Annotated in this window: 17 protein-coding genes; 15 read left to right on the top strand and 2 right to left on the bottom strand. The window is 37.3% G+C overall.

Annotation, left to right across the window (positions count from 1 at the left end; genetic code table 11):
- Positions 1-145: 145 nt before the first annotated feature.
- The 15 genes from HMPREF9007_RS20170 (at position 146) to brxL (ending at position 20,363) form a co-directional block, all read left to right on the top strand.
- A complete protein-coding gene (locus HMPREF9007_RS20170; RefSeq protein WP_008760289.1) occupies positions 146-1,180 on the top strand; it encodes a toll/interleukin-1 receptor domain-containing protein in 1,035 nt (344 codons plus the stop codon).
- Entirely contained in the window at positions 1,162-1,743 is a 582-nt protein-coding gene (locus HMPREF9007_RS20175; RefSeq protein ID WP_008760288.1) for a hypothetical protein, read from the top strand. Before HMPREF9007_RS20170 ends, HMPREF9007_RS20175 begins: the two co-directional genes overlap by 19 nt.
- A 6-nt stretch (positions 1,744-1,749) precedes the next feature.
- Complete coding sequence (locus tag HMPREF9007_RS20180; protein WP_008760287.1) at positions 1,750-2,424, top strand: TIR domain-containing protein; 675 nt, start codon at positions 1,750-1,752, stop codon at positions 2,422-2,424.
- Positions 2,425-2,671: 247 nt separating this feature from the next.
- Positions 2,672-3,097, top strand: coding sequence for a hypothetical protein (locus tag HMPREF9007_RS20185; protein WP_008760286.1), 426 nt, complete (start codon positions 2,672-2,674; stop codon positions 3,095-3,097).
- Between the two features lie 28 nt (positions 3,098-3,125).
- Entirely contained in the window at positions 3,126-4,523 is a 1,398-nt protein-coding gene (rhuM, locus tag HMPREF9007_RS20190) for a RhuM family protein (protein ID WP_008760285.1), read from the top strand.
- 21 nt (positions 4,524-4,544) lie between these two features.
- Positions 4,545-5,351, top strand: a complete 807-nt coding sequence (locus HMPREF9007_RS20195) for a metallophosphoesterase family protein (RefSeq protein WP_008760284.1) — start codon at positions 4,545-4,547, stop codon at positions 5,349-5,351.
- 684 nt (positions 5,352-6,035) lie between these two features.
- Positions 6,036-6,248 (top strand): helix-turn-helix transcriptional regulator, encoded by a 213-nt coding sequence (locus tag HMPREF9007_RS20200; RefSeq protein ID WP_008760283.1) that lies wholly within the window; start codon positions 6,036-6,038, stop codon positions 6,246-6,248.
- Positions 6,241-6,879 (top strand): BrxA family protein, encoded by a 639-nt coding sequence (locus HMPREF9007_RS20205; RefSeq protein WP_008760282.1) that lies wholly within the window; start codon positions 6,241-6,243, stop codon positions 6,877-6,879. The genes HMPREF9007_RS20200 and HMPREF9007_RS20205 overlap by 8 nt, the downstream gene beginning before the upstream one ends.
- A gap of 2 nt (positions 6,880-6,881) precedes the next feature.
- The gene (locus tag HMPREF9007_RS20210; RefSeq protein WP_008760281.1) at positions 6,882-7,487 is read left to right on the top strand and encodes a BREX protein BrxB domain-containing protein; all 606 of its coding nucleotides are present in this window, start codon (positions 6,882-6,884) and stop codon (positions 7,485-7,487) included.
- Positions 7,488-7,499: 12 nt separating this feature from the next.
- Positions 7,500-11,081: a BREX system P-loop protein BrxC gene (gene brxC, locus HMPREF9007_RS20215; protein WP_008760280.1), complete on the top strand. Its 3,582-nt coding sequence runs from the start codon at positions 7,500-7,502 to the stop codon at positions 11,079-11,081.
- A gap of 171 nt (positions 11,082-11,252) precedes the next feature.
- A complete protein-coding gene (gene pglX / locus HMPREF9007_RS20220) occupies positions 11,253-14,417 on the top strand; it encodes a BREX-1 system adenine-specific DNA-methyltransferase PglX (protein ID WP_277754622.1) in 3,165 nt (1,054 codons plus the stop codon).
- Positions 14,399-14,674, top strand: a complete 276-nt coding sequence (locus HMPREF9007_RS27480) for a hypothetical protein (RefSeq protein WP_277754621.1) — start codon at positions 14,399-14,401, stop codon at positions 14,672-14,674. Before pglX ends, HMPREF9007_RS27480 begins: the two co-directional genes overlap by 19 nt.
- A gap of 9 nt (positions 14,675-14,683) precedes the next feature.
- Positions 14,684-15,772 (top strand): PDDEXK nuclease domain-containing protein, encoded by a 1,089-nt coding sequence (locus tag HMPREF9007_RS20225; protein ID WP_008760279.1) that lies wholly within the window; start codon positions 14,684-14,686, stop codon positions 15,770-15,772.
- A gap of 2 nt (positions 15,773-15,774) precedes the next feature.
- Positions 15,775-18,321: a BREX-1 system phosphatase PglZ type A gene (gene pglZ, locus HMPREF9007_RS20230; RefSeq protein WP_008760278.1), complete on the top strand. Its 2,547-nt coding sequence runs from the start codon at positions 15,775-15,777 to the stop codon at positions 18,319-18,321.
- 5 nt (positions 18,322-18,326) lie between these two features.
- The gene (brxL, locus tag HMPREF9007_RS20235; RefSeq protein ID WP_008760277.1) at positions 18,327-20,363 is read left to right on the top strand and encodes a BREX system Lon protease-like protein BrxL; all 2,037 of its coding nucleotides are present in this window, start codon (positions 18,327-18,329) and stop codon (positions 20,361-20,363) included.
- 106 nt (positions 20,364-20,469) lie between these two features.
- On the opposite strand, the gene HMPREF9007_RS20240 is transcribed toward brxL, so the two are convergent.
- Positions 20,470-21,270 carry an RNA methyltransferase gene (locus tag HMPREF9007_RS20240; RefSeq protein WP_008760276.1) on the bottom strand — a complete coding sequence of 267 codons (801 nt, stop codon included), beginning with the start codon at positions 21,268-21,270 and terminating at the stop codon, positions 20,470-20,472.
- Between the two features lie 4 nt (positions 21,271-21,274).
- Positions 21,275-22,327 carry a Zn-dependent alcohol dehydrogenase gene (locus HMPREF9007_RS20245; protein WP_032850134.1) on the bottom strand — a complete coding sequence of 351 codons (1,053 nt, stop codon included), beginning with the start codon at positions 22,325-22,327 and terminating at the stop codon, positions 21,275-21,277.
- Between the last annotated feature and the right edge of the window lie 22 nt (positions 22,328-22,349).

Raw genomic sequence — 22,349 nt, 5'->3', positions numbered from 1 at the left:
CTAACAATAATTATTATGACATATAAATACCAACTTATCTTTCTAGGAGATATTAATAATAATGCTTGCAATACAATAAAAGTTCGTTTTTTTGACAAGATTCATAGTATAGGTTTGAGAGACAATATGTTTGAGATAATCTATAATGAAACTTTTGAGAGAAAAATATTCGAATAAACAGCCATCTTTCGTATTCTATTTTGGCAATTTAAATCATTCAGAAAAAGATATCGATATATTAAAAGTTCTCCTTGATAATGGGGATGCTATTTTGCCAATATATTTTGGCGATAATTTTGAAGCAGAAGTTCCTAAAATCATTCATGTAATGAATGGAAGACAATACATTGCTGATCATATTGAAAAATATATTAATTATGCATTTGAATCAATGAGGTTATTGAGAGAAAACCGGAAGCTATTTATTAGTTATCGCCGGACGGACTCTTCTGCTGTAGCCAACCAATTATTTGATGCTTTTGTCCGCAATAATTACGATGTATTTCTGGATACATATTCTATCAATCCTGCTAAAAATTTTCAAGAAGAATTACATCATCGAATGACGGATTGCGATGTATTAATCCAACTATACACCAATGATTTTAAGAACAGCAAGTGGTGCAATGAGGAAATTATATCAGCAAATCAGAAACAAATTGGAGTAGTTGAAATTATCTGGCCTGATTGCACCCCAGACATACACAATTTATTATGCGAACCTATTCAATTAACACAAAAAATGTTTATGAATGAGGACTTCCATAATGGATCTTGTTGCATTACTGAAGAATGTATTGAGAATATCGTAAATGCAGTAGAATCCGTTAGAGCTAGAAACCTTGCTGCTAGACAAGACAATCTTGTGGGAGAATTTGTTGAAGAAGCTCGCAAACAAGGGAGACAACTTATACAAGAGTATCGCTATCTTGTAGAGACTTTGAAAGATGATATAATTAGATTGTTTATTCCGGCGATAGGAATTCCACAATCTTATGACTGTTTCGATTCTCTACGCTTTAGAAAATTGCTTGATAACGAGAAAATCGAATTATTCCTTATATATGATGATTTGCGTATTCGTAAGAAATGGGTAGAACATCTAGAATGGTTAAATGAATCATTAGAGGTTAAAACTATCAAGAAAAAAGATTTTGAATTATGGCTCAAAAACAATTAAACATATTCTTGTCAGCAAGTATTCCTATGTTAGGAAGAGATGAAAGATATTTCAAAACAGCGGATACAATCGCAATACGTGATTCCGTATTAGCCTTAGCTAGTGTGGCATTGCCTAAGTATAAACTGATTTGGGGAGGCCATCCTTCAATAACGCCACTTATAGCTAGTGTTTTGCAGCATTCGGGATTAGATATACAGAGCAGTGTAACTTTGTATCAATCTACGTATTTTGAACAGTTCTTTCCTTTAGAGAATGAAAGTGTTGCTCATATTATAAAGACCAATGATATGGGTGATAAAGATTTGAGTATAGAAGAGATGAGAAAACATATGCTTGGCGATAATGAATTTTATGCTGGAATCTTTATTGGAGGTATGGAAGGTATAGAAAATGAATATGCAATGTTTACTCAGTTACATCCAGAAGCAAAAGCATTTCCTTTAGCTAGCACTGGAGGTGCCGCCAAAATCATTTATGACAAATATTTTGATGGTAAAGAACCTGAATTATGTATAAACTTGGCATATTCTTCATTATTTAAAGATTTACTTAATTTATAAATAGCTATGGGACATAAGATTTTTATATCATATAAATATGGTGATACTTCTGTAAAGCATCTTGAAAGGACTCCTTGGTACGAATCAACTAAAGTTCGTCACTATGTTGATGAATTACAGGATAAGCTTGAAGAAGATGATCATATTAATAAAGGAGAACTAGATGGTGAAGACCTATCCAATTTTAAAGACTCCACTGTGGAGTCAAAATTAAGAAATAAAATTTTTGATAGTAGCATTACCATTGTACTCATCTCTCCTAATATGAAAGAGTTAAATAAAAGCGAAGATGAACAATGGATTCCTTGGGAAGTGTCTTATTCTCTAAGAGAGACTACTCGAAATGACAGAACTAGCAGAAGAAATGGTATACTGGCTGTTGTTCTTCCTGATATTAATGGTGGGTATGATTATATGCTCGAACCGAAGATGTGTTGTCAGTCAGGATGTACGTTATGGCATACAAATAAACTATTCAAAGTCTTACGTGCGAATATGTTTAATCAAATAGAGAAAACATATTCAAATTGTAATATTGGTGATAATGTTTACCGTGGCTATGTCAGTTATATACATATGGTTAGATGGGATAGTTTCATTAATAATATTAGCTTTTGGATTAATGAAGTTAAAAAGATTCAAGATAAAAAAGACGAATACGATATTCACATTAATGTTTAATATTGCAGAATAAAATATTTTTACTCCTATTTTTAGACAATGATTATTCCTATGAACAACCTTAATTGTATTTGAACTGACAATAACAGGAACATTATGACACCTATTTGCGCTCAATTAATATCATGCTTAATTCGAGTATCAGGTTTATATACAATCAGTTTCGGTTCAACCGTAAAGAAAACACTTTGGATTCTGTTTACAAAAGCAATTAGGATAATCATATATCATTGAACTACGGACAAATATGGAAATTATCAATCTACAGGACTTCACAGACCGCATTGAGCTGAGAGATTGGCTGGAGGCTAACCACAACCAAGCGAAATCGTGTTGGGTTATCACTTCTCGCTCTAAACAGCCTACATACAAATGTATTCCATACATTGAGGTCGTTGAAGAAGCGTTGTGTTTTGGGTGGATTGATTCAACAATAAAGAAATTACCGGACGGACGCCTTGCACAACGGATTTCACCTCGTTGCAAAAGAAGTCATTGGACTGAGTTAAACAAAGAACGCTATATAAATCTTGAAGACCGAGGGCTTATGACAGATGCCGGACGACAAGCATTTGAAAGATCCTATTCCTATGAAATAGTTCCGAAAGGCTCTCTTATGGAAGAAATTGTCAGGAAGCATGATAAGGAATTGAGACCGGATTTATATAAGTAAGTTTTCGCAATTCTAAAATGTAATAAGGATGATGAAAGAAAGTAGTATATCCCCTATCCGCTCCGATTTTGAGCAGATAAAAAAGCAGGACGAAAGCGGTTCTGAGTATTGGACTTCTCGTGATTTGTGCGTTGCGTTAGGTTATAGTACCTATCAAAAATTCACACGCACAATAAACAAAGCCATTGCGATAGTCAACCATAAAGGACTTAATACAGCAGAGCTTTTTAACCATACGGTTGAAATGGTCAGATTAGGTTCTGGCTCTTTTCGGAAAGTGGAGAATATACATCTATCACGTATAGCTTGTCTGATAATTGCGGAAAATGCTGATGGGAAGAAACCACAAGTGCAAATGGCAAGAGAATATTTCAGACAGGAAGCCCCTACTTCTGAATTTCTAAACAACAGTCTATCATCCAATATTTTACTCTATAAAACAAAGCAAGGAGAAACACGAATTGAGGTCATCTTCAACAATGAAACATTTTGGATGTCACAAAAACGTATGGCTGATTTGTTTGGAGTAGATGTGCGCACCATCAACTATCATCTTGGGCAGATTTACGAATCAGGAGAGCTTACCAAAGAGGCAACTATCCGAAAAATTGGGATAGTTCAATCAGAAGGAGAACGAGATGTAGAACGTACACCATTGTTCTATAATATGGATGCAATTATTGCCGTAGGCTATCGTGTGAACAGTTACCAAGCCACTCAATTTAGAATTTGGGCTACATCTGTTCTGAAAGAAATGATAGTCAAAGGATTCGTGTTAGATGATGAACGATTGAAACAGGGCAAGCATTTTGGCAAAGATTATTTTGATGATTTATTAGAACGCATCCGAGAAATACGGACTTCGGAACGCCGATATTATCAGAAAATCACTGATGTATATGCCGAATGTAGTGCCGATTATGACCCCAAATCCGAAACAACTCAACTGTTTTTCAAGATGGTACAGAATATGATGCATTGGGCTGTCACCCATCAAACGGCAGCCGAAATCGTATTTTCAAGAGCAGATGCCGAAATGCCCCACATGGGACTTACCACTTGGAAAAATGCACCTGATGGCAGAGTTCAAAAGTCAGACACAATTGTTGCTAAAAACTACTTGTCCGACAAGGAAGTCTCAGCCTTAAATCGTCTATCAACTGCATTCCTTGATTTTGCAGAACTTCGTGCAGAACGGCAGATTATTACTACGATGGCAGATTGGAAAAAACAATTAGACGAGTTCTTGGCTTTATACAAATATGACACCTTGAATGATGCCGGAACTATTTCCGCAGAACAAGCGAAAGAAAAAGCATACGCTGAATACGACAAATTCCGCTTGATTCAAGACACAGAGTATCTTTCTGATTTTGATAAGGAAATCAAATTGTGGAAAGAGAAGGGATTGTTTGGTAAGGATTAATTCTATCAACAGAAACATAAAATGAACCATAGCAACACGTTCTCACTATCTTTTCCCGAAGCCAAGACAATTATTGTTTCCGGTGATATTCATGGAGACTTAAATCAATTGGTGTTCAAACTCTGCATTCAATACAAGTTGAAGGACACTCTATTGATTGTAGCTGGGGATTGTGGCTTTGGCTTTGAAAAGAAAGAATACTATGAGCAAATGGTTAGACGAAATGCCAAGCGAATGAACCAAGCCAACAATTGGATTGTATTTGTGCGTGGCAATCATGATAATCCAGCTTATTTCGATGGAACAACATTCAATTACAAACGCTTCATCGCTGTTCCTGATTATACTATTCTCCAAGCCTGTAATCATACCATCCTTTGTGTAGGCGGAGCTATTTCTATTGACCGTATTTATCGCATAAATGAATGGAACAAACGGAAATATCGTGTTCACTCCAATGAGTCGCAAGAAAATGATATTCCTCGCAATTTATATTGGAAGAATGAAGCTCCTATTTACGACGCTGATAAGATGAATACCATCTGTGTAGATTTCTTGATTGATACAGTTGTCACACATACTGCGCCATCACATTGTGAGCTATTCTCAAAAAGCAACCTTAACCAATGGGCTGAGAACGATTCATTACTTCTTGGGGATGTACAACTTGAAAGAGAAGTAATGGATATGCTTCTTCATCATCTTAAAATCAACAACCACCCGGTGAGCCATTGGTATTATGGTCATTTCCATCAAAGCTGGCATTCCGACATTGACGGAATACTATATCAGATGCTCGACATTATGGAGTTCAGTCAAGTCTATTAATTTATACCATTTCAGGTATAATATTTCTGTAAAACACAGAATTATACCCGATAGGATATAATGGTTTTCCTCGAATAGAAGTGTACCATTTATGGCATACAAACACTTTTTCAAGCGAATAACTCGGTTTTGCTACACTTTTTCCAACGAATCGAGTACCCTAAATAATCGGAACGCAAAAATTCCACCATAAACCGCAGAAATTCCAAGAAAAGCACTACCTTTGTATTCAGCAAGCGTTCTGTAACATCCATGCGGAAATGCCCTATCGTTCAACACATTGAATCTGATAGCAGACATTTCACAAAAAGGCTGAAAGAAAGCGGTACAACACGTATATGCAAAACAATGAAATACAACAATTTGCATTTGTCCCCACATTCTGTGTACTTGTAAAAACGGAGGTTGTACCGATTAAAATGAATAGTCACTGATAATCAGTGATGTAAATATGCTGCATCGGGAAATAAACAACAATCAATTATGATTGTTGTTTAACATTAGATTATCACATATTATTTCAAACTGAGAGATCCTTTTTTCAAGGTTTCAGTCCATTAAATCTTTAATTAATTCAAGTAACAAGAATTATTTATCTGGTGATACGAAAAAATCACAGTAAGATGCCATATCCTATTTTTCTTTTCACTAAATTTGCGTCAAACGCAATAAAGAAATTATAAAATGGCCGATATTAATAGAATAAAAGTGGTACTTGTTGAAAAGAAAAAGACTAATAAGTGGTTAGCAGAGCAGCTTAGTAAAGATCCTGCCACTGTATCAAAATGGTGTACTAATACTTCGCAGCCAGATCTAAATACTTTAATAAAAATAGCAAGACTTCTCGAAATAGATATTCGGGAATTAATAAACAGTAGTAAAAATATAAATGAATAATAAATATAATAGTCCATATAGTGCATCTGTTACAGGTTGCGGATATATGTTGGATGAAATGAATAACATCCTACCATTATTAATGTCATCAGAACAAGATGCATTACTTAAAAAGGAAATTATAGAAAACAAATATCTAATGATAAATACAGAGAACACACGGAAACGTGCTGTTGCAGAATTCAAGCTTAGATACAATTCTGTTTCTCCCGCATTTTGGGCGCAATACCAGTCCTTCTCCCGGGAAGCTCAGAATGTGGGCATGTTCTATGTCATGCTCAAAAGTTATAAACTGTTCTTTGATTTTCAGCTGAATGTCATTCTTTCCAAATGGAACTCTATCCAACGGGAAGTTAGTAAAAACGACATTATAATAGCAATTAATGAAATATCAGCCAATGATGATTTTGTTGACAGTTGGAGTGATCAGACGAAAAATAAAGTGGCTGTGACATTTTTATCAATGCTCAAGAAGATTGGTATGTTAGACGAAAAAACATCCGAGCTTCACCCTCTGCAAATAAAAGATACTGACTGGAACTATTACTTGCTTCAAAAAGAACAATGGTTCCTTGAAGCCTGTCTGTTACAACCTTATGAAATTGAACGTATTAAACAATCCATACTATAAACATGACAGTTGAGCAATTATTTCAGAAACTCTCCAGTAAAGAGTTCAAAGATACAGAAAATGGAGATTTATTCTATAACTTCTTCATCTTTCAATATCCTGCCAATAAGGAATATGAAATACGGCAGCAGATACAGGAATTCAAGGTCAAACTAATTCGCCCTTGCAATTACATAGATGTACTTACTCTCAATCTATTTGATGAGTTTTGTAAATTTCTTGATGGGCAATCCTTCGGCAAAAAACATCCTTCGTATTTGAAATACTTACTTGAAAAAGACGAAAGTACTCCGGATGCGGTAACATCTTCTCTTACCAATAAAGCTAATAGCGAAGCTTTTTATCAATATATTCATCAACGCATCATTGACCATATCACAATTGATGATGATAAGATACGTCCTTATGTATTTTTATATGGGATAGGCAATATGTTCCCATATATGCGTACGAATGTATTTTTGGCCAATTACGAACAGTACAACCGAAGTAGCCGATACAAAATTATAGTATTCTATCCCGGGCACCGTGAAGATAATAACTTCAATTTATTTGACCGTCTTGACGATCAACACACATACCGCGCAACATTATTGATTAACGATTAAAAAGACACCGATATGAAATTAGAAGCAATATACGAAAAAGATATAAACCGTACGGTCAATCCGGCAGTATCCGCAAGCGACTTTTCTGATAAAACAGTCAAAACAGAAATTGAAGAATACGTATTTACAGACGAGATCATTAATGGACTCTACAAAATACTATCGGCTATCAAAAACCGCAATGTCAGCCATGATGGAATTTGGATAAATGGCTACTTTGGTTCCGGTAAATCCCATTTCTTAAAATATTTGGATTATTGTCTATCTTCCCAATATCGGGAAATGGCTCTTGAACGCTTGTTAGAAGCAGTGAAACTTCGTGACCCGTTACAAATACCGGAAAGTAAGTCGGAAGTAGAAATTTCGGATATGCGTGATTTAACTATTTGGTTAAAGGATGCTACCGTTGACACTATTCTTTTCAATATTGGTACAGTCCATAATATTCATGGCGATCAGCAACGTGTCTTTTTAGATATATTCTGGAGCGAACTGAATCAATTTCGAGGGTTCAATAAATTCAATTTAGCCCTTGCCCAACATTTCGAAAAGGTTCTTCTGGAGAAAAATAAATTCGATGAGTTCAAAGAGCGTATAAAAGAAGAAGGTTTCGACTGGGATTTGCAGGCAAGTGACCTGGCTATCAATGAATTAGATTTCATTCTCGAAATCGGTAAAGAACTGATACCGACCCTATCAACAGACATTATTCGTGAACGAATCATTAGAGACGACACTGCTGTTAGCGTCGAAACGTTCATGAATGAGCTAAAATCATATCTTGCAGACAAAGGAGATAAATATCGTTTAATCTTCCTTGTGGACGAAGTCAGTCAGTTTATTGATGACCGAAAAGGACTTTTATTACAGTTGCAACAGATTGTCACAGAATTGCATAAAGCCTGTGAAGATAAAATTTGGGTAGCCTGTACAGCACAGCAAGATTTATCGGAAATCGTAGAAAGTTGCCAGATATCTGCAACTTCCGAAGATTATGGAAAGATTATGGGACGCTTCGAAGTGAAAGTTTCTTTGAAAGGAACACAGCCCGAATACATCACTCAAAAACGTATTCTTGAAAAAAAGCCGACAGCAGAGTTAAGATTAGGAGAATTATATGATAAAAAGAAAAACGCTATATCAGCACAATTCCAACTTCCTACATCATACAATGCTTATCAAACACGCGAAGAGTTTATCGGATACTACCCTTTTGTACCCTATCAATTTAAATTGATAATGCAGGTTTTCAATTCCTTCGTTAATTTAGGATATGTAGAGAAAGAGGTAAAAGGTAATGAACGAAGTATTATTAAAGTAACCCACAGTACGGCCAAGCAAACTAAAGATCAGGAAGTTGGCAATTTCATTGCTTTCGATCAATTCTTCAATGCTATGTTCCAAGGTAGTCTGATGGCAAAAGGGCAGCGTTCTATCCAGAAAGCAAACGATATGATACAAGAGTATAGCGATCGTGCTTTCGGTCAACGAGTGGTTAACATTTTATTCATGATATGTAATCTTTCGGAAACAGACCGGTTAATATTTCCGGCCACTGTCGACAACATTACCTGCCTATTGATGAGTGATGTCGATGCTCAAAAGTTATCACTCAAAAATGAAGTTCAAAAAGTACTAGATTTTCTATGTGACAAAAACATTATTCGTAACGAACCCGCCAAGCAGGGAGTTCCCGAAACATATTGTTTCTATTCCGAAGACGAAATAGAAGTAGCTCAATTAATAAAAACTCAAGTAATCGATAATAATACGATGGCCGAGGAGTTGAAAGAAATATTCTTCGCATATATTACTCCTGCTGCACGTGAAGTATTCTATTCCAGCCGTTTTACTGTAGGAGTAAATATTATGGGAAAGAACTTCTTGTCCAACAATGCAGATATCAATGTCGAATTTGTGATGGATTCTGACCAAGACAATCCGCATACTTACGCTTTTAGCAATACAAACAATAAGATGGTCTTTTTTATGTCGGAACTTTATAAAGAAAACCGGACGCTCAAGAATGATTTTTATTGGTATTGCCAAGTACAAAAATATATGCGAACTCCTGTCACAAGCGAACTTCGCCAGAAAACACGGGAAGAGTTCAGTAAACGGGCTAAAGACATCTACCAACGTAAGATAGAAAAGCCATTCCGCGAAATCTTCGATTCTTGTCCAGTTATATCCGGTTTGAACATTCTCGAAGATTTAGGTTCCGGTAAAGGTCCGGATCGCTACAAACAAGTCCTAAATCGCCATTTCGCAAACCTATATCCACAAGCACGCCTTGTTGATTCTACGGATATGCCACGCAATTCGGAAGAACTGAAGTCCAAGATTCAACGAAAAGTAGAAATTGGTGATTACAATGAACTGAATAATACGCTGACGGAAGCTGAACGACAAGTAGAAAACTATTTGAATCGGCAAGTCAACGATGTAAACCTCAAAGATATTGTGACTCGTTATGCCGCTGCTCCCTATGGATGGAATGAGATTTGTACCATTTACATTGTCAATGAGTTGGTACGCAGACATCTTCGCGATTTCTCTTACAACAACAATCCAAATGTAGAGCGATCCATCATAGCAAACAATATATTGAGAGATCAAGCTAAATTTGCGGTCCGTCCTGCCCAAAAAATATCGCAGGATTTAATCAACCGTTTTGTTGAAAGTTGGAAAGATATATTCGGAACAGTCAGCATTTCATCGGGTATAGATAGCAATGAACTTTTCAACCAATGCAAAACCAAGCTGGCCGAAAATATTCAAAATACAGAAAACGATTGCAAGAGAATAGCCCGCTATCCCTTTGTCACAGTTCTCAATGACACAATCAGCGAATTGAGCCGTTGGAATTCGGAACGTGAACCAAAGAAATTCTTCGAACAGATAATCAATGCGCGCCAATCTGCTAAAGCACTAATAGATAAGCGTAAAATGATAGGAGAATTTATCACAGATCAATTAGCTAAATATAAAATAATCTGTGATTTCGTTGATGATAACCGCGACAACTGGTTATTTCTTCCTGAATCATGCGCAGATACTGTCAAAAGTTTGAAGTCTATAATAAATGAACCTTGGCCTATTGATAAAATGGTTCCCTATAATAAAATGATGCGTGAACTGAATGCACACTTAGAAGAGGTCAAAAAGATTAAGATTCTTGAAATAGAACGTATCTATAACGATATATTCGATCGATTGGAGAAGTTTGCTACATCTAAAAATGTGGATCGTAATAGCTTTGCGAAAAGAGATATCAGTATTATGCAGAAAAAGAATTCTTCTAATATCTTGATGCTCGAAAATAATATCAATACTAGCAATGACTTTTATAACGAACAACTGGATATCATCATAAAACATATTCCAATTCCCCATATTCCAAAAGATAAACCAGAAAGCAAAGATACTAAAAATGAAATAGAAATAGTAAAGCAAACACGAAATGTCAAATTAAACATTCAGACTTTTGAACCGCTGAAGTCAGAAGCAGAGATTGATGAATATCTTCAAGGATTGAAAAAACAATTGATGAAGTTCATAGACAATAATTATGAAGTAATGGTTACCAAATAACATTTTTGCACCGTATAATATGGAAACAAATCAGATCAAGAAATTCGCCATTGAGGCACGCAATATACTCAAAACAGGAGTCCTTAACAAAATAACTTCTTTGGGGTTTGATACTCACGGTAAAGTAGAAGAAAAAATAAACCTCTAAAAGTTCAACCCGGTGCTATATTTATGGGAACACATATTGCGGATGATACATTTTATGATAAATGGATATCGCTTTATGAACGTGTTCAGCAAAAAGGAGTTAAAGAAGTATGCGAAGAAGCTGCCTACACTTGGTTCAATCGTCTGATGGCTATCCGCATCATGCAAAAAAATGGTTTTATATCTCCTATACTTGCATACGAAAGTGAAATCGTACATATTCCTCACATTGTAGCAGAAGCACGTCGTGGCATATTGCCGACCATGACCGAAGATAATCGTCGTGCATTACTCGAATACATGGAAGATGACAACAAAGTGACAGAACAATTTACTTATCTTATTATCGCATTTTGTCAATTTAATCCTGTATTAAAGGCTTGCTTTGGCAGTGTCAATGATTATACAGAACTATTACTACCCAAAAATATTCTTGCTGAAGGTGGATTTATTGATCTTCTTAATCATACAAATTTTATCTCTGACGAAGATTACTGTTCACCGGAACTGATTGGTTGGCTCTATCAATTTTATATTTCTGAAAAGAAAGACGAAGTGTTTGCATCGTTTAAGAAGTCAAAAAAAGCAGAAGCTGAAGATATTCCGGCAGCAACGCAAATCTTTACTCCAAACTGGATTGTCAAGTATATGGTACAAAACACCATAGGTCGCATATATCTTGATAATAATCTCTATTCTAGCCTAGCAGAACAAATGAAATATCTGGTAGAGCCATCCGAACCAACCCCCCAAGAGACTAAATTGGTTATATCTGATATAGAAACAATGAAAATGATTGATCCTGCTTGTGGTTCGGGACATATTCTGATTGAAGCATTTGATTTATTTTATCAGATGTATCAGGAAGAAGGATATTCTCGTCGGCAAGCAGTAGAAGCCATCTTAACCAAAAATCTATTAGGTATCGACCTTGATACACGTGCTAAACAATTAGCGATGTTTGCACTACTAATGGCTGCATGCAAAAAAGATACTTATTTCCTCGAAGCTAACACTCTGCCACGGGTACTTGATATGAGTGGTATTCCTGTGTTATATGACAGGATGAAAAATGATCTTTCAGATATACTACTCACTAAAGACAACAAAGTCCTAAATGAATTGATGGATGCAATGAAATTGTTACAGCAAGCGGACAATTTAGGTTCTATCATGAAGTTTGATATATCAGAAGTTACACGTGAAATTATTGTACGACGATTGGCAGAATATAAGACTATGGGAGAAATGCCGATCATGATTCGAAATTTTCTTTCCGCATTTAGGTTGCTATTGGCTTTGACAGATAAATATGCAGCAGTGGTAGCAAATCCTCCATATATGGGAAGTGGGAATATGAATCCAGAACTAGCTAAATATGTAAAAGATAACTATGAAGATGGAAAAGCAGATCTATTTTCTGTCTTTATGTATGTATCTATACAGTTGCTTACCTCACAAGGTAAAATGGGAATGATTAATATGCAAAGCTGGATGTTTCTTTCATCTTTTGAGAAACTTCGCAAACACTTTATAAAGAATTACCAAATAGACAGTATGCTCCATTTGGGACCTCGAACATTTGATGAATTAAGCGGAGAGGTAGTACAGAATATAGCCTTTGTCATTTGCAAATTTCCGCCCTTTACTTCTAGTATTTATCATAGGCTTATTGAAGGAAAAAGTTGTAAGGAGAAAGAAAAGATATTCCTTAAAAAAGAGAGCTATTATCCAAATATAATTCAAAAAGACTTTGAAAAAATTCCTGGTTCACCGATAGTTTATTGGGTAAACGACAAAGTCAAAGAAGTATTCACCTCAAATCTTGCATTGTCTGAAGTTTGCAAGCCATTGACAGGCTTGCAAACTTCAGACAATGCAAGATTTCTCCGCTTCTGGTTCGAAATCGCTGATGTAAAATTGGGACTAGGCTTCACAAATGCCGCGTTAGCGGCTCGCGCAAAAAATAAAAAATGGGTTCCTTATAATAAAGGTGGTTCCACACGTAAATGGTATGGAAATCAAGAATATGTTGTTAACTGGGAAAATGATGGAGAAGAAATAAAAAAAACTCAGGGACCCGTTATTCGTAATCCGAACTACTACTTCAAACAAAGTATCAGTTGGTCATTAACATCTTCAATAGGTTGTGCTTTTAGATATAACCCAGAAGCTGCAATTTTTGATGTTAATGGTATGAGTATGTTTCCTTTCAATGCAGAAGATATATTTTTACTTCTTGGTTCTGTAAACTCAAAACCATATAAAATCTTTGCTAATCTTATTAATCCCACTCTTGCATTACAATGTGGAGATGTTATAAGATTTCCAATACCAGCAAAATTTAATGAAAAAGAAAAGCTTACAATAACAAAAATAGCTGAAGAAGGATATAAAATAGCCAAAGAAGATTGGGACTCTCACGAAACATCTTGGGATTTCAAAGGAAATGAACTAGTACTTATTCATAGACAGTATTCTAAAAACACAATATTCTCAATAATTAATGAACCTGTTGATATATCTATATCGCTACGTGGAAATTTACAAGAAAAATATAATAAATATATGTCAAAGTGGAAAGTATTATTTATGCAACTCCATGCTAACGAAGAAGAACTCAACCGCCAATTCATCGAAATATACGGTTTACAAGACGAATTAACCCCTGATGTACCATTAGAGGAAATCACTATCCTCCAACAAGGTGAAATCACTATCAAAGACAACGAAATAACTTTCAATGCTGATGTCATAATGAAACAATTCATCAGCTATGCCATAGGCTGCTGGATGGGACGCTACCGTCTTGATCGTCCGGGACTTCAAATAGCACATCCTAATCCAACAGAGGAAGAAACTGCTCCCTACCCCTACAATGGAGAAGAGTTCACAATTGATGATGATGCTATTATTCCCTTTATGTCTCGCGACTGTGTATTTGACGATAATGCAGTCAGCCGTTTTACAGATTTTGTTCGCATAACATTCGGAGCAGAAACCTTGACTGAAAACCTCAATTTCATAGAAGAGAGTTTTGGAAAAACGCTTGAGGACTATTTGGTAAAAGACTTCTGGAAAGATCATAAAAAAATGTATCAGAATCGTCCCATTTACTGGTTATTCTCCTCAAAAAAGGAGCTTTCCAGTGTATTACCTATATGCATCGTATGGATGCTTACACTGTAGAAAAAATACGCAGCAAATATTTGCTTCCACATATCGAGTATCTGTCCAACCGCATTTTAGAAATGGAAAACCGGGCAGCTTCCCTCTCTACTCAAGAACGTAAAAAGTTGGATAAGCTACGCAAAGATTTAGACGAATGTCAAGAATACCACAATCGCTTACATATCATAGCTGATGAACAGATTGCATTTGATTTAGATGATGGAGTGCTAGTAAACCATGCTAAGTTCAAAGATGTAGTAGCAAAAATCAAATAATATCGGATAATGAGTAAACTAATAAAAATAGATACGGAATACCAACAATGGATTAAAAATCTAAGTGAACGGTATAGACAAAGTCAACTGAAAGCAGCTGTTAAAGTGAATACAGAGATGCTGCGATTCTATTGGTCTTTGGGAGCTGACATTGTAAATCTTAAAGCTGAAAGCAAATGGGGGGATGGTATCATTCAATCCATCAGTCAGGATTTACAAAAAAGCTTACCGGGTGTCAAAGGATTCTCTATCACTAATATTAATTATATTAAGCGGTTTTATCTTCTTTACTCACAGTCAGATAAATTATGCCCCCAACTTGAGGGCAATTTAAAAGGTACAGAAAACACAATCTGCCCCCAGCCTGGGGGTGAATTGTTTGCTATCCCTTGGGGACATCACAAATGCATCATCGACAAATGCTTTGATGATCCAGTAAAAGCCTGCTTTTACATAAAAAAAACACTTCAGAACAATTGGTCGCGATCCATTTTACTAAACTTCCTTACTACTGACTTATATCAAAGAGAAGGTAACTCAATTTCAAACTTTAGCCAGACACTGCCAATGCCACAATGTGCTCTGGCCCAAGAGATGACCAAAGACCCTTATAATTTTGACTTTCTGGCTATCACAGAACAATATAGAGAAAAAGAGCTAAAAGATGCTTTAATGCACAATATTACCAAGTTCTTATTAGAGCTAGGCACCGGATTTGCTTTTGTAGGAAGAGAATACAGACTTCAAATCGGTCATACGGAGAAGTTCATCGATATGCTTTTCTACAATTTAAATCTAAGATGTTATGTGGTAATCGAAGTTAAAATCAATGAGTTTGATTCAGAAAATGTAGGGCAATTAGGAACTTATATTTCTGCCGTCAATCATATATTAAAACGTCCTGAAGATAATCCGACCATCGGTCTGCTAATTTGTAAGACCAAAGATAACGTACTGGCACAATATGCCCTTGAAGCGAGCAAGCAGCCTATAGGTATCTCCGAATATGAGTTAACCAAACTTTATCCGAAAGATTTCAAAGGCACTTTACCCTCTATTAAAGAATTAGAAAATGAACTTAAAGCAATAAAGAATTAGATATGATACAAAACAAGATATACAATTACTTTGAACGAAACGAAAAGCTTAAAGTACTTTTTATATTTGACCCGATGGATGCCATTGCTTCGGAACTTCATGCCGTATCCTGGCGTGACGGATTCCGTTTCATCGAATTCGACGGCGCTTGGTTCAAAACAAAATATGCTTTAGAAAATGAATGGAAAGAAGATAAAGTCATTCTTATTTTCAAACAGGCAAGCCCATTTACATCAACAATTTCCATGCTAAAGTTCCCACTACTTGATGTATTATGTGCTAATATGGAATACAAAAGCGATGATTATGCAGCCTTTATACAGCAACATCACATTCCTCAAAGCTGTCACGACTTTATCCGTAAGCACATTGATGAACTGCAACTGGAAAAGTTTAATCGCATTTTAAGTCCTTACTATAATACTGAAAATTTTGATAAAAGCCTTGCATGCAGAGGATTAATATCCGGATATTTAGGTGAGAATCAGTTATTAGACTGGGATTCTATCATTATCAGGATGTTCCTCCTGTCATCACCGGGCGAAGAAAAGAAAAAGATAACTTTCTACCGTTCGATAGAGAGAAACGTAGATATCTACGCAACTTTACAAAATGTACTTGAATCCTATTTTGGGGGATCTTATAATCCAAACAGCGAAGAAAAGATAAAAGAAATAGCAGAATCTTTTAAATACAATGCTATCACACAGACATTAGCTGTCGATGCAAACGACAATTATAAACGGTATAAAATAAACAGTTCATTAGTTTTAGACCGGATAAATAAATTACTTGAGAAAGCCATCCATCAGTCTAAAGTAAAAAGTGATTTGTTTTTTGCAACCTTTCATGCATTAGCTGCCGGAATAAAAGTTGAAGAAATCATCAAAACCTATGGTATTGATGCTAATTATTTCTATATCCCCACCGAACTGTGTTGGGAAATCTTAAAGAAAATATTTGCAAAGCAACTCACAGAGACCCCGGAAGCCGCATGTGACAAATTACGTGATCTGTTCTTAAAACAAGAGAGCAATACAGCCATTCAAAAAACTATTAACTACGGAATAGAAGTAGCCAATTATTACAGCAAAGCCACTTCATTGGGTTCGTTAAAACTAAATACTCCCGACGAGTATGTACGTAAATACATATCGGAAGCCCACTTGCTTGATATGTTCTATCGTAAATCATTAGAGAACTATCATCAGTTATCTGACAGTACTCCTATAATCAGTGCCATCGAAAAAGTCAAAAAACAACTTGATATTGACTATGCCCAATTGTGTAACATCCTTAATCTAGAATGGCTTACCTGCCTACAAGAGAAAGGTAGCAGTTTTAACACAATCAGCCTGACAAAACAACAGGACTTTTACGAACAAGAGAAAAATAATCAAACCAAACAAGTGATTATCATCAGCGATGCATTACGTTACGAAGTTGCCGCAGAACTGATGCAATATCTCGGCAGAGAAAAACATATTGCGACACTGGATGCCGCGCTTGCCATGTTACCTACCGAAACTAAGTTTTGTAAGCCTGCCCTACTCCCTCATCGTTCCATCTGGCTATATAAGAATGATACGGAAATGGATTTAGCTGTAGATGATAAGATTCTAAATACGCTGGAGAAACGCTCTGCACACGTAGCTCTTTATCGTGAAAGTGCAGTTTGTACAGATTATGTTACTGTAGTAAATGGAACCAAAGATGTAAATCGGGAACTATTCAAAAAGCCTCTTGTCTATATTTTCCATAATACGATTGATGAAATAGGTCATTCTAATAATCCAATGGAAGTAGTTTCTGCCTGTCGCCGAACGATAGAACAGTTGGCAAAGTTAATCCGAAGCCTTCATGCCAGCTACAATGTGACTAATGTAACGCTTACTTCAGATCATGGTTTCTTATATAACGACATGGCTTTTGAAGAAAAAGATAAAATAACGGTTTCCGAAGAAACGATGGAAAAGAAGTCGCGATATTACATTACCAAATCTGATACTCCCATACAAGGAGTTATCAAATTCCCCTTATCCGAAGTTTCCGGCATGAATGATAATGTATTTGTGGCCGTTCCTGAAGGGACAAACAGATTTGCCGCTCAAGGTGGAGGATACAACTTCGCTCATGGAGGGGCATCCTTGCAAGAACTTATCATTCCTGTAATACATAGTAAAAACAAGAAAAACAATGTGAAGCAAAAAGTGAATGTTGCTTTGATAACCCGTAATCTCTCTATTGTATCGAGTCGGTTGAAATTTAAAATTATGCAATCGGAACCAGTTGATATGGATACCCTGGAGCGTAATATCGTATGCGCCGTTTATGCAAATGACACACTCGTCACTACAGAAAAAAGGCTTTGTCTGAATAGCAGTGATATAGATAATTACAACAATCGCATCTTCGATGTGGAGTTAACACTGAACCAATCGACAAGTACAAGTATCATGCAACTCCGTATCTTTGATGTAGAAGACATGCTTAACCCTCTTATAAAAGAAACCGTTACGAACAATACATTAATAGAACAAGATTTCTAACGCTTATGGAACTGCAACAAAAAATATTAGACGCCTTCATCGGGAAAGTAGTAAGAAAAGATCTGGCATTTCTTGTCAAAGGCAACCTACCTGTACCGACTTATGTGCTCGAATATCTGTTAGGACAATACTGTGCAAGTGATGATACGGTTATTATTGAAGAAGGGCTCGAAAAGGTAAAGGATGTCATTCGTAATAACTATGTTCATCGGGCTGATGCCGAAGAAGTAAAAGGCAAAATACGAGAAGCCGGAAAATATCGTATTATCGATAAGATATCAGTCATTCTCAATGACAGGGCAGACGAATATGATGCTACTTTTGCCAATCTCGGACTTGCCAATATCCCTATTCCTGCAGAATTTGTAAAGAAGAATCCCAAACTTCTTTCAGGCAATGGTGTGTGGTGTATCGTTACTATCGGATATATCAGCGGAGAAGACATTAAGATGCGATGGGATATTCAGAGTTTGAAACCCATCCAAATATCCAATATAGATATTAATGAATACATTACACAAAGAGAAAAATTCACTACTGATGAGTGGATTGATTTTCTTATTCATACTGTCGGGCTAAAACCGGAAAATTTGAACCGTCGGGAAAAATTTATAGTTCTTTCCCGATTACTTCCACACGTTGAAAATAACTTCAACTTTATGGAATTAGGCCCCAAAGGGACAGGTAAATCACACGTTTTTCAGGAATTATCCCCTTATGGTGTACTTGTCAGTGGCGGAGATGTTACTTCCGCCCGGTTGTTCGTGAAGATTAGTGGAAATAGGGAACTACTTGGACTTGTTGGATATTGGGATGTAGTTGCCTGGGATGAATACGAACAGCAAAAAGGAAAATCAGTAGATCCTGTTCTGATAGACACGATGCAGAACTACTTAGCAAACAAATCATTCAACCGTGGTAAAGGTTCTCATGAAGCTTCGGCATCAATGAGTTTTGTCGGCAACACGAAACATACCGTTTCATACATGCTAAAGAATTCACACCTCTTCGAGTCTATTCCTACAGCATTCATCAAAGGGGCTTTCCTTGACCGGATTCATCTTTACAATCCGGGATGGGAAATAAAGATGCTCAAAAAAGATAGTTTCAGTAATGGATATGGATTAATCACCGATTATATTGCCGCAGTGCTTCATGCTTTACGTAATAAAGACTTTTCAAGCGAGCTAAAGAATTATGTAAGATTCAGTGGAACACTTTCTGAACGCGACCATCTGGCTATTCGCAAAACATTCTCCGGCATGATTAAATTACTTTATCCGGACGGAAAATATACGGGTGAAGAAGCACTCGAAATCATTGAATTTGCAGCAGAATGCCGTAAACGTGTAAAAGATCAACTCTATATCATTGACGAGACATTTAGAGCAGAACCTGCCAAGTTTGAATATCTAATCCTCAAAACCGGTGAAACCAAACAAGTCGAGACACTTGAACGAATTGAAAATCCTGTAATGGAAGAAGAAATTCAGACAGAAGAACCTACAAAAGAAGATGTTTCCGAGCCATCGATATCATCTCCCCGCCTTACGCCACGTCCACGCATTGTTCAGCTTGCTTCTAAACAAATAGAAATCCGTCTCAATCAACGCGGTGTATCATACAAATCCCTTTTCGGAGATTATATACGTACAGCTAAGAAAATAACAATAACCGATCCATTCATCCGATTAGGTCATCAGATTGATAACCTAATAGAATTCATACAAATGGCTCGTGAAACATGTATGACACCCGAAGAGCTGGAAATCGAACTACACACTCAAAATGAAGAAGAAAAGATTCCTGAAATGATTGATATATTCAATGACCTACAAGAGGAACTATTATCTTATGGAATTACTTTCAATTTCATGTTTGATGCAGAACATGACCGGAAAATAGAATTGGATAATGGTTGGACCATTAATTTAGGACGTGGTCTGGACATATTCGAAAAGTTCTCCCGCTTTTCATTAAGCAATATTCGTCAAGAGAATCGTCGTTGCAAAGAATTCACAGTGATCTATATGCATAAATAATACAAAGCAAAATGAATACACATGATATATGAACGAGTTTTTATCAATACCAGAATGAATATGGGAACTTATTTTAGGAATATCCCCAAATACACTACTCTCAACATTATCGAGCACGAAGTTGCCAGAAAGCTACGGCAGCCGCAGCGGCTACATTGAGCGAATCGACGCCGTGCGACATAGGAATACGGACTACGTAGTCAGCTTCGGCAATCGTTTCCGGCGAAAGTCCGTCCCCTTCGGTACCCATCACGATAGCCAATCTGGGTTCGGTTGCCAAGACAGGATCATCAATGGAAACAGAGTTATCCGTGAGTGCCATGGCAGCTGTACGGAAGCCCAACTTGCCCAAGTCGCTGAGAGAACCGTCCATCCAAGTCCATGGTACAAGGAAGACCGTTCCCATCGATACTCTGACCGCACGACGGTTCAACGGGTCACAAGAGTTACGTGTCAGTAGTACGGCATCAATTCCCAGGGCGGCTGCCGAACGGAAAATAGCACCGATGTTGGTTGTATCAACAACACCGTCGATCACGACGATGCGCCGGGCTTCCCGACAGACTTCTGCCATACTGCGCACCACAGGACGACGCATGGCACAAAGAACACCACGTGTCAGAACATAACCGGTCAATGTAGCAAGCAGTTCCCTGCTACCCGTATAGACAGGCACATTGCCACAGCGTTCAATGATGTTGGAGGCATCGCCAGTGATATGTTTATGCTCACACAAAATGGCTAAAGGTTCATAACCGGCGTCCAGAGCTCTCTCTATGACCTTTGGACTTTCTACGATAAAAATACCCTTGCCAGGCTCGATACGATTGCGTAACTGAGCCTCGGTAAGAGTACAGAATATCTCAACTCCGGGATGAGACAAAGAGGATATTTCGACAACAGGCATATTCTTATTTATTACTTTCAGTTTGACATACAATCGCTACCTTGATGACGCCGTCCAGCTTGTTTTCAAAGATACGATATGCCTCCTCAATCTCGTTCAGCGAACAGCGATGGGTAATAAGAGGAGTGGTATCAATCTTTCCCTCTTCAATCAGACTGAGGATCTCAGCACAGTCACAGCCGTCTACACCTCCTGTTTTGAAAGTCAAATTCTTGCCATACATCTCAGGCAAAGGAAAAAGCAGAGGTTTGTCATAAAGAGCCACAATCGTGACTATCGCATTGGGACGGGCACAGTCCCACGCCATCCGGAAACTATCTTCGGTCCCCGCCACTTCCAGAACAACATCAGCTCCACCGTGATCACTGTTTTGGAGTACAAACTCCTTGCAGTTCTCAGGTGTCGTTATCAGTACATCGGGATAATGTTCACGGACAAACCGAATCCTTTCAGGGGACTTTTCACAGACAATGATACGCTTCGGATTCTTCAGCATCGAGCAGAGCAAAGTACAAATTCCGGTAGGTCCGGCACCAATGAGGAGGACAGTATCTTTCTCCGTAATCTCCGAGATACGAGTTGCCCAGAAGCCTGTGGCAAGGACATCACCGACAAAAAGAGCCTGTTCATCACTGACTGTATCGGGAATACGGTTCAGTCCCTGATCGGCATAAGGTACTCTGACATATTCCGCCTGCCCGCCGTCGATACGGCAGCCTAAAGCCCAGCCACCGTTGGGGTCGGTACAGTTGTTGACATATCCGTGATGACAAAAGAAACACTCCCCACAGAAAGTCTCGACATTCACAGTCACTCTGTCGCCGGGTCTGACTGATGTAACTTCAGCTCCCACCTCTTCCACGACACCTACCATCTCGTGTCCAACCGTTATTCCGGGTACTGCACGCGGCACACTACCGTGTTTGATATGCAGGTCACTGGTACAGATACTGCCAAGAGTCACACGCACGATTGCATCCCGTGCATCCGTAATTTTCGGTTCCAGTTTTTCTCGCAATTCAAATTTTCCGTGTTCAATATATGTGTATGCAAGCATAATCTCTTCTTTATTTAATGAA

Origin of the sequence: Bacteroides sp. 1_1_14, assembly GCF_000162515.1 — a bacterium.
GTDB lineage: Bacteria > Bacteroidota > Bacteroidia > Bacteroidales > Bacteroidaceae > Bacteroides > Bacteroides thetaiotaomicron.
The sequence above is the reverse complement of the archived record's forward strand: the minus strand, read 5'-3'. Positions and strand labels throughout refer to the sequence as shown.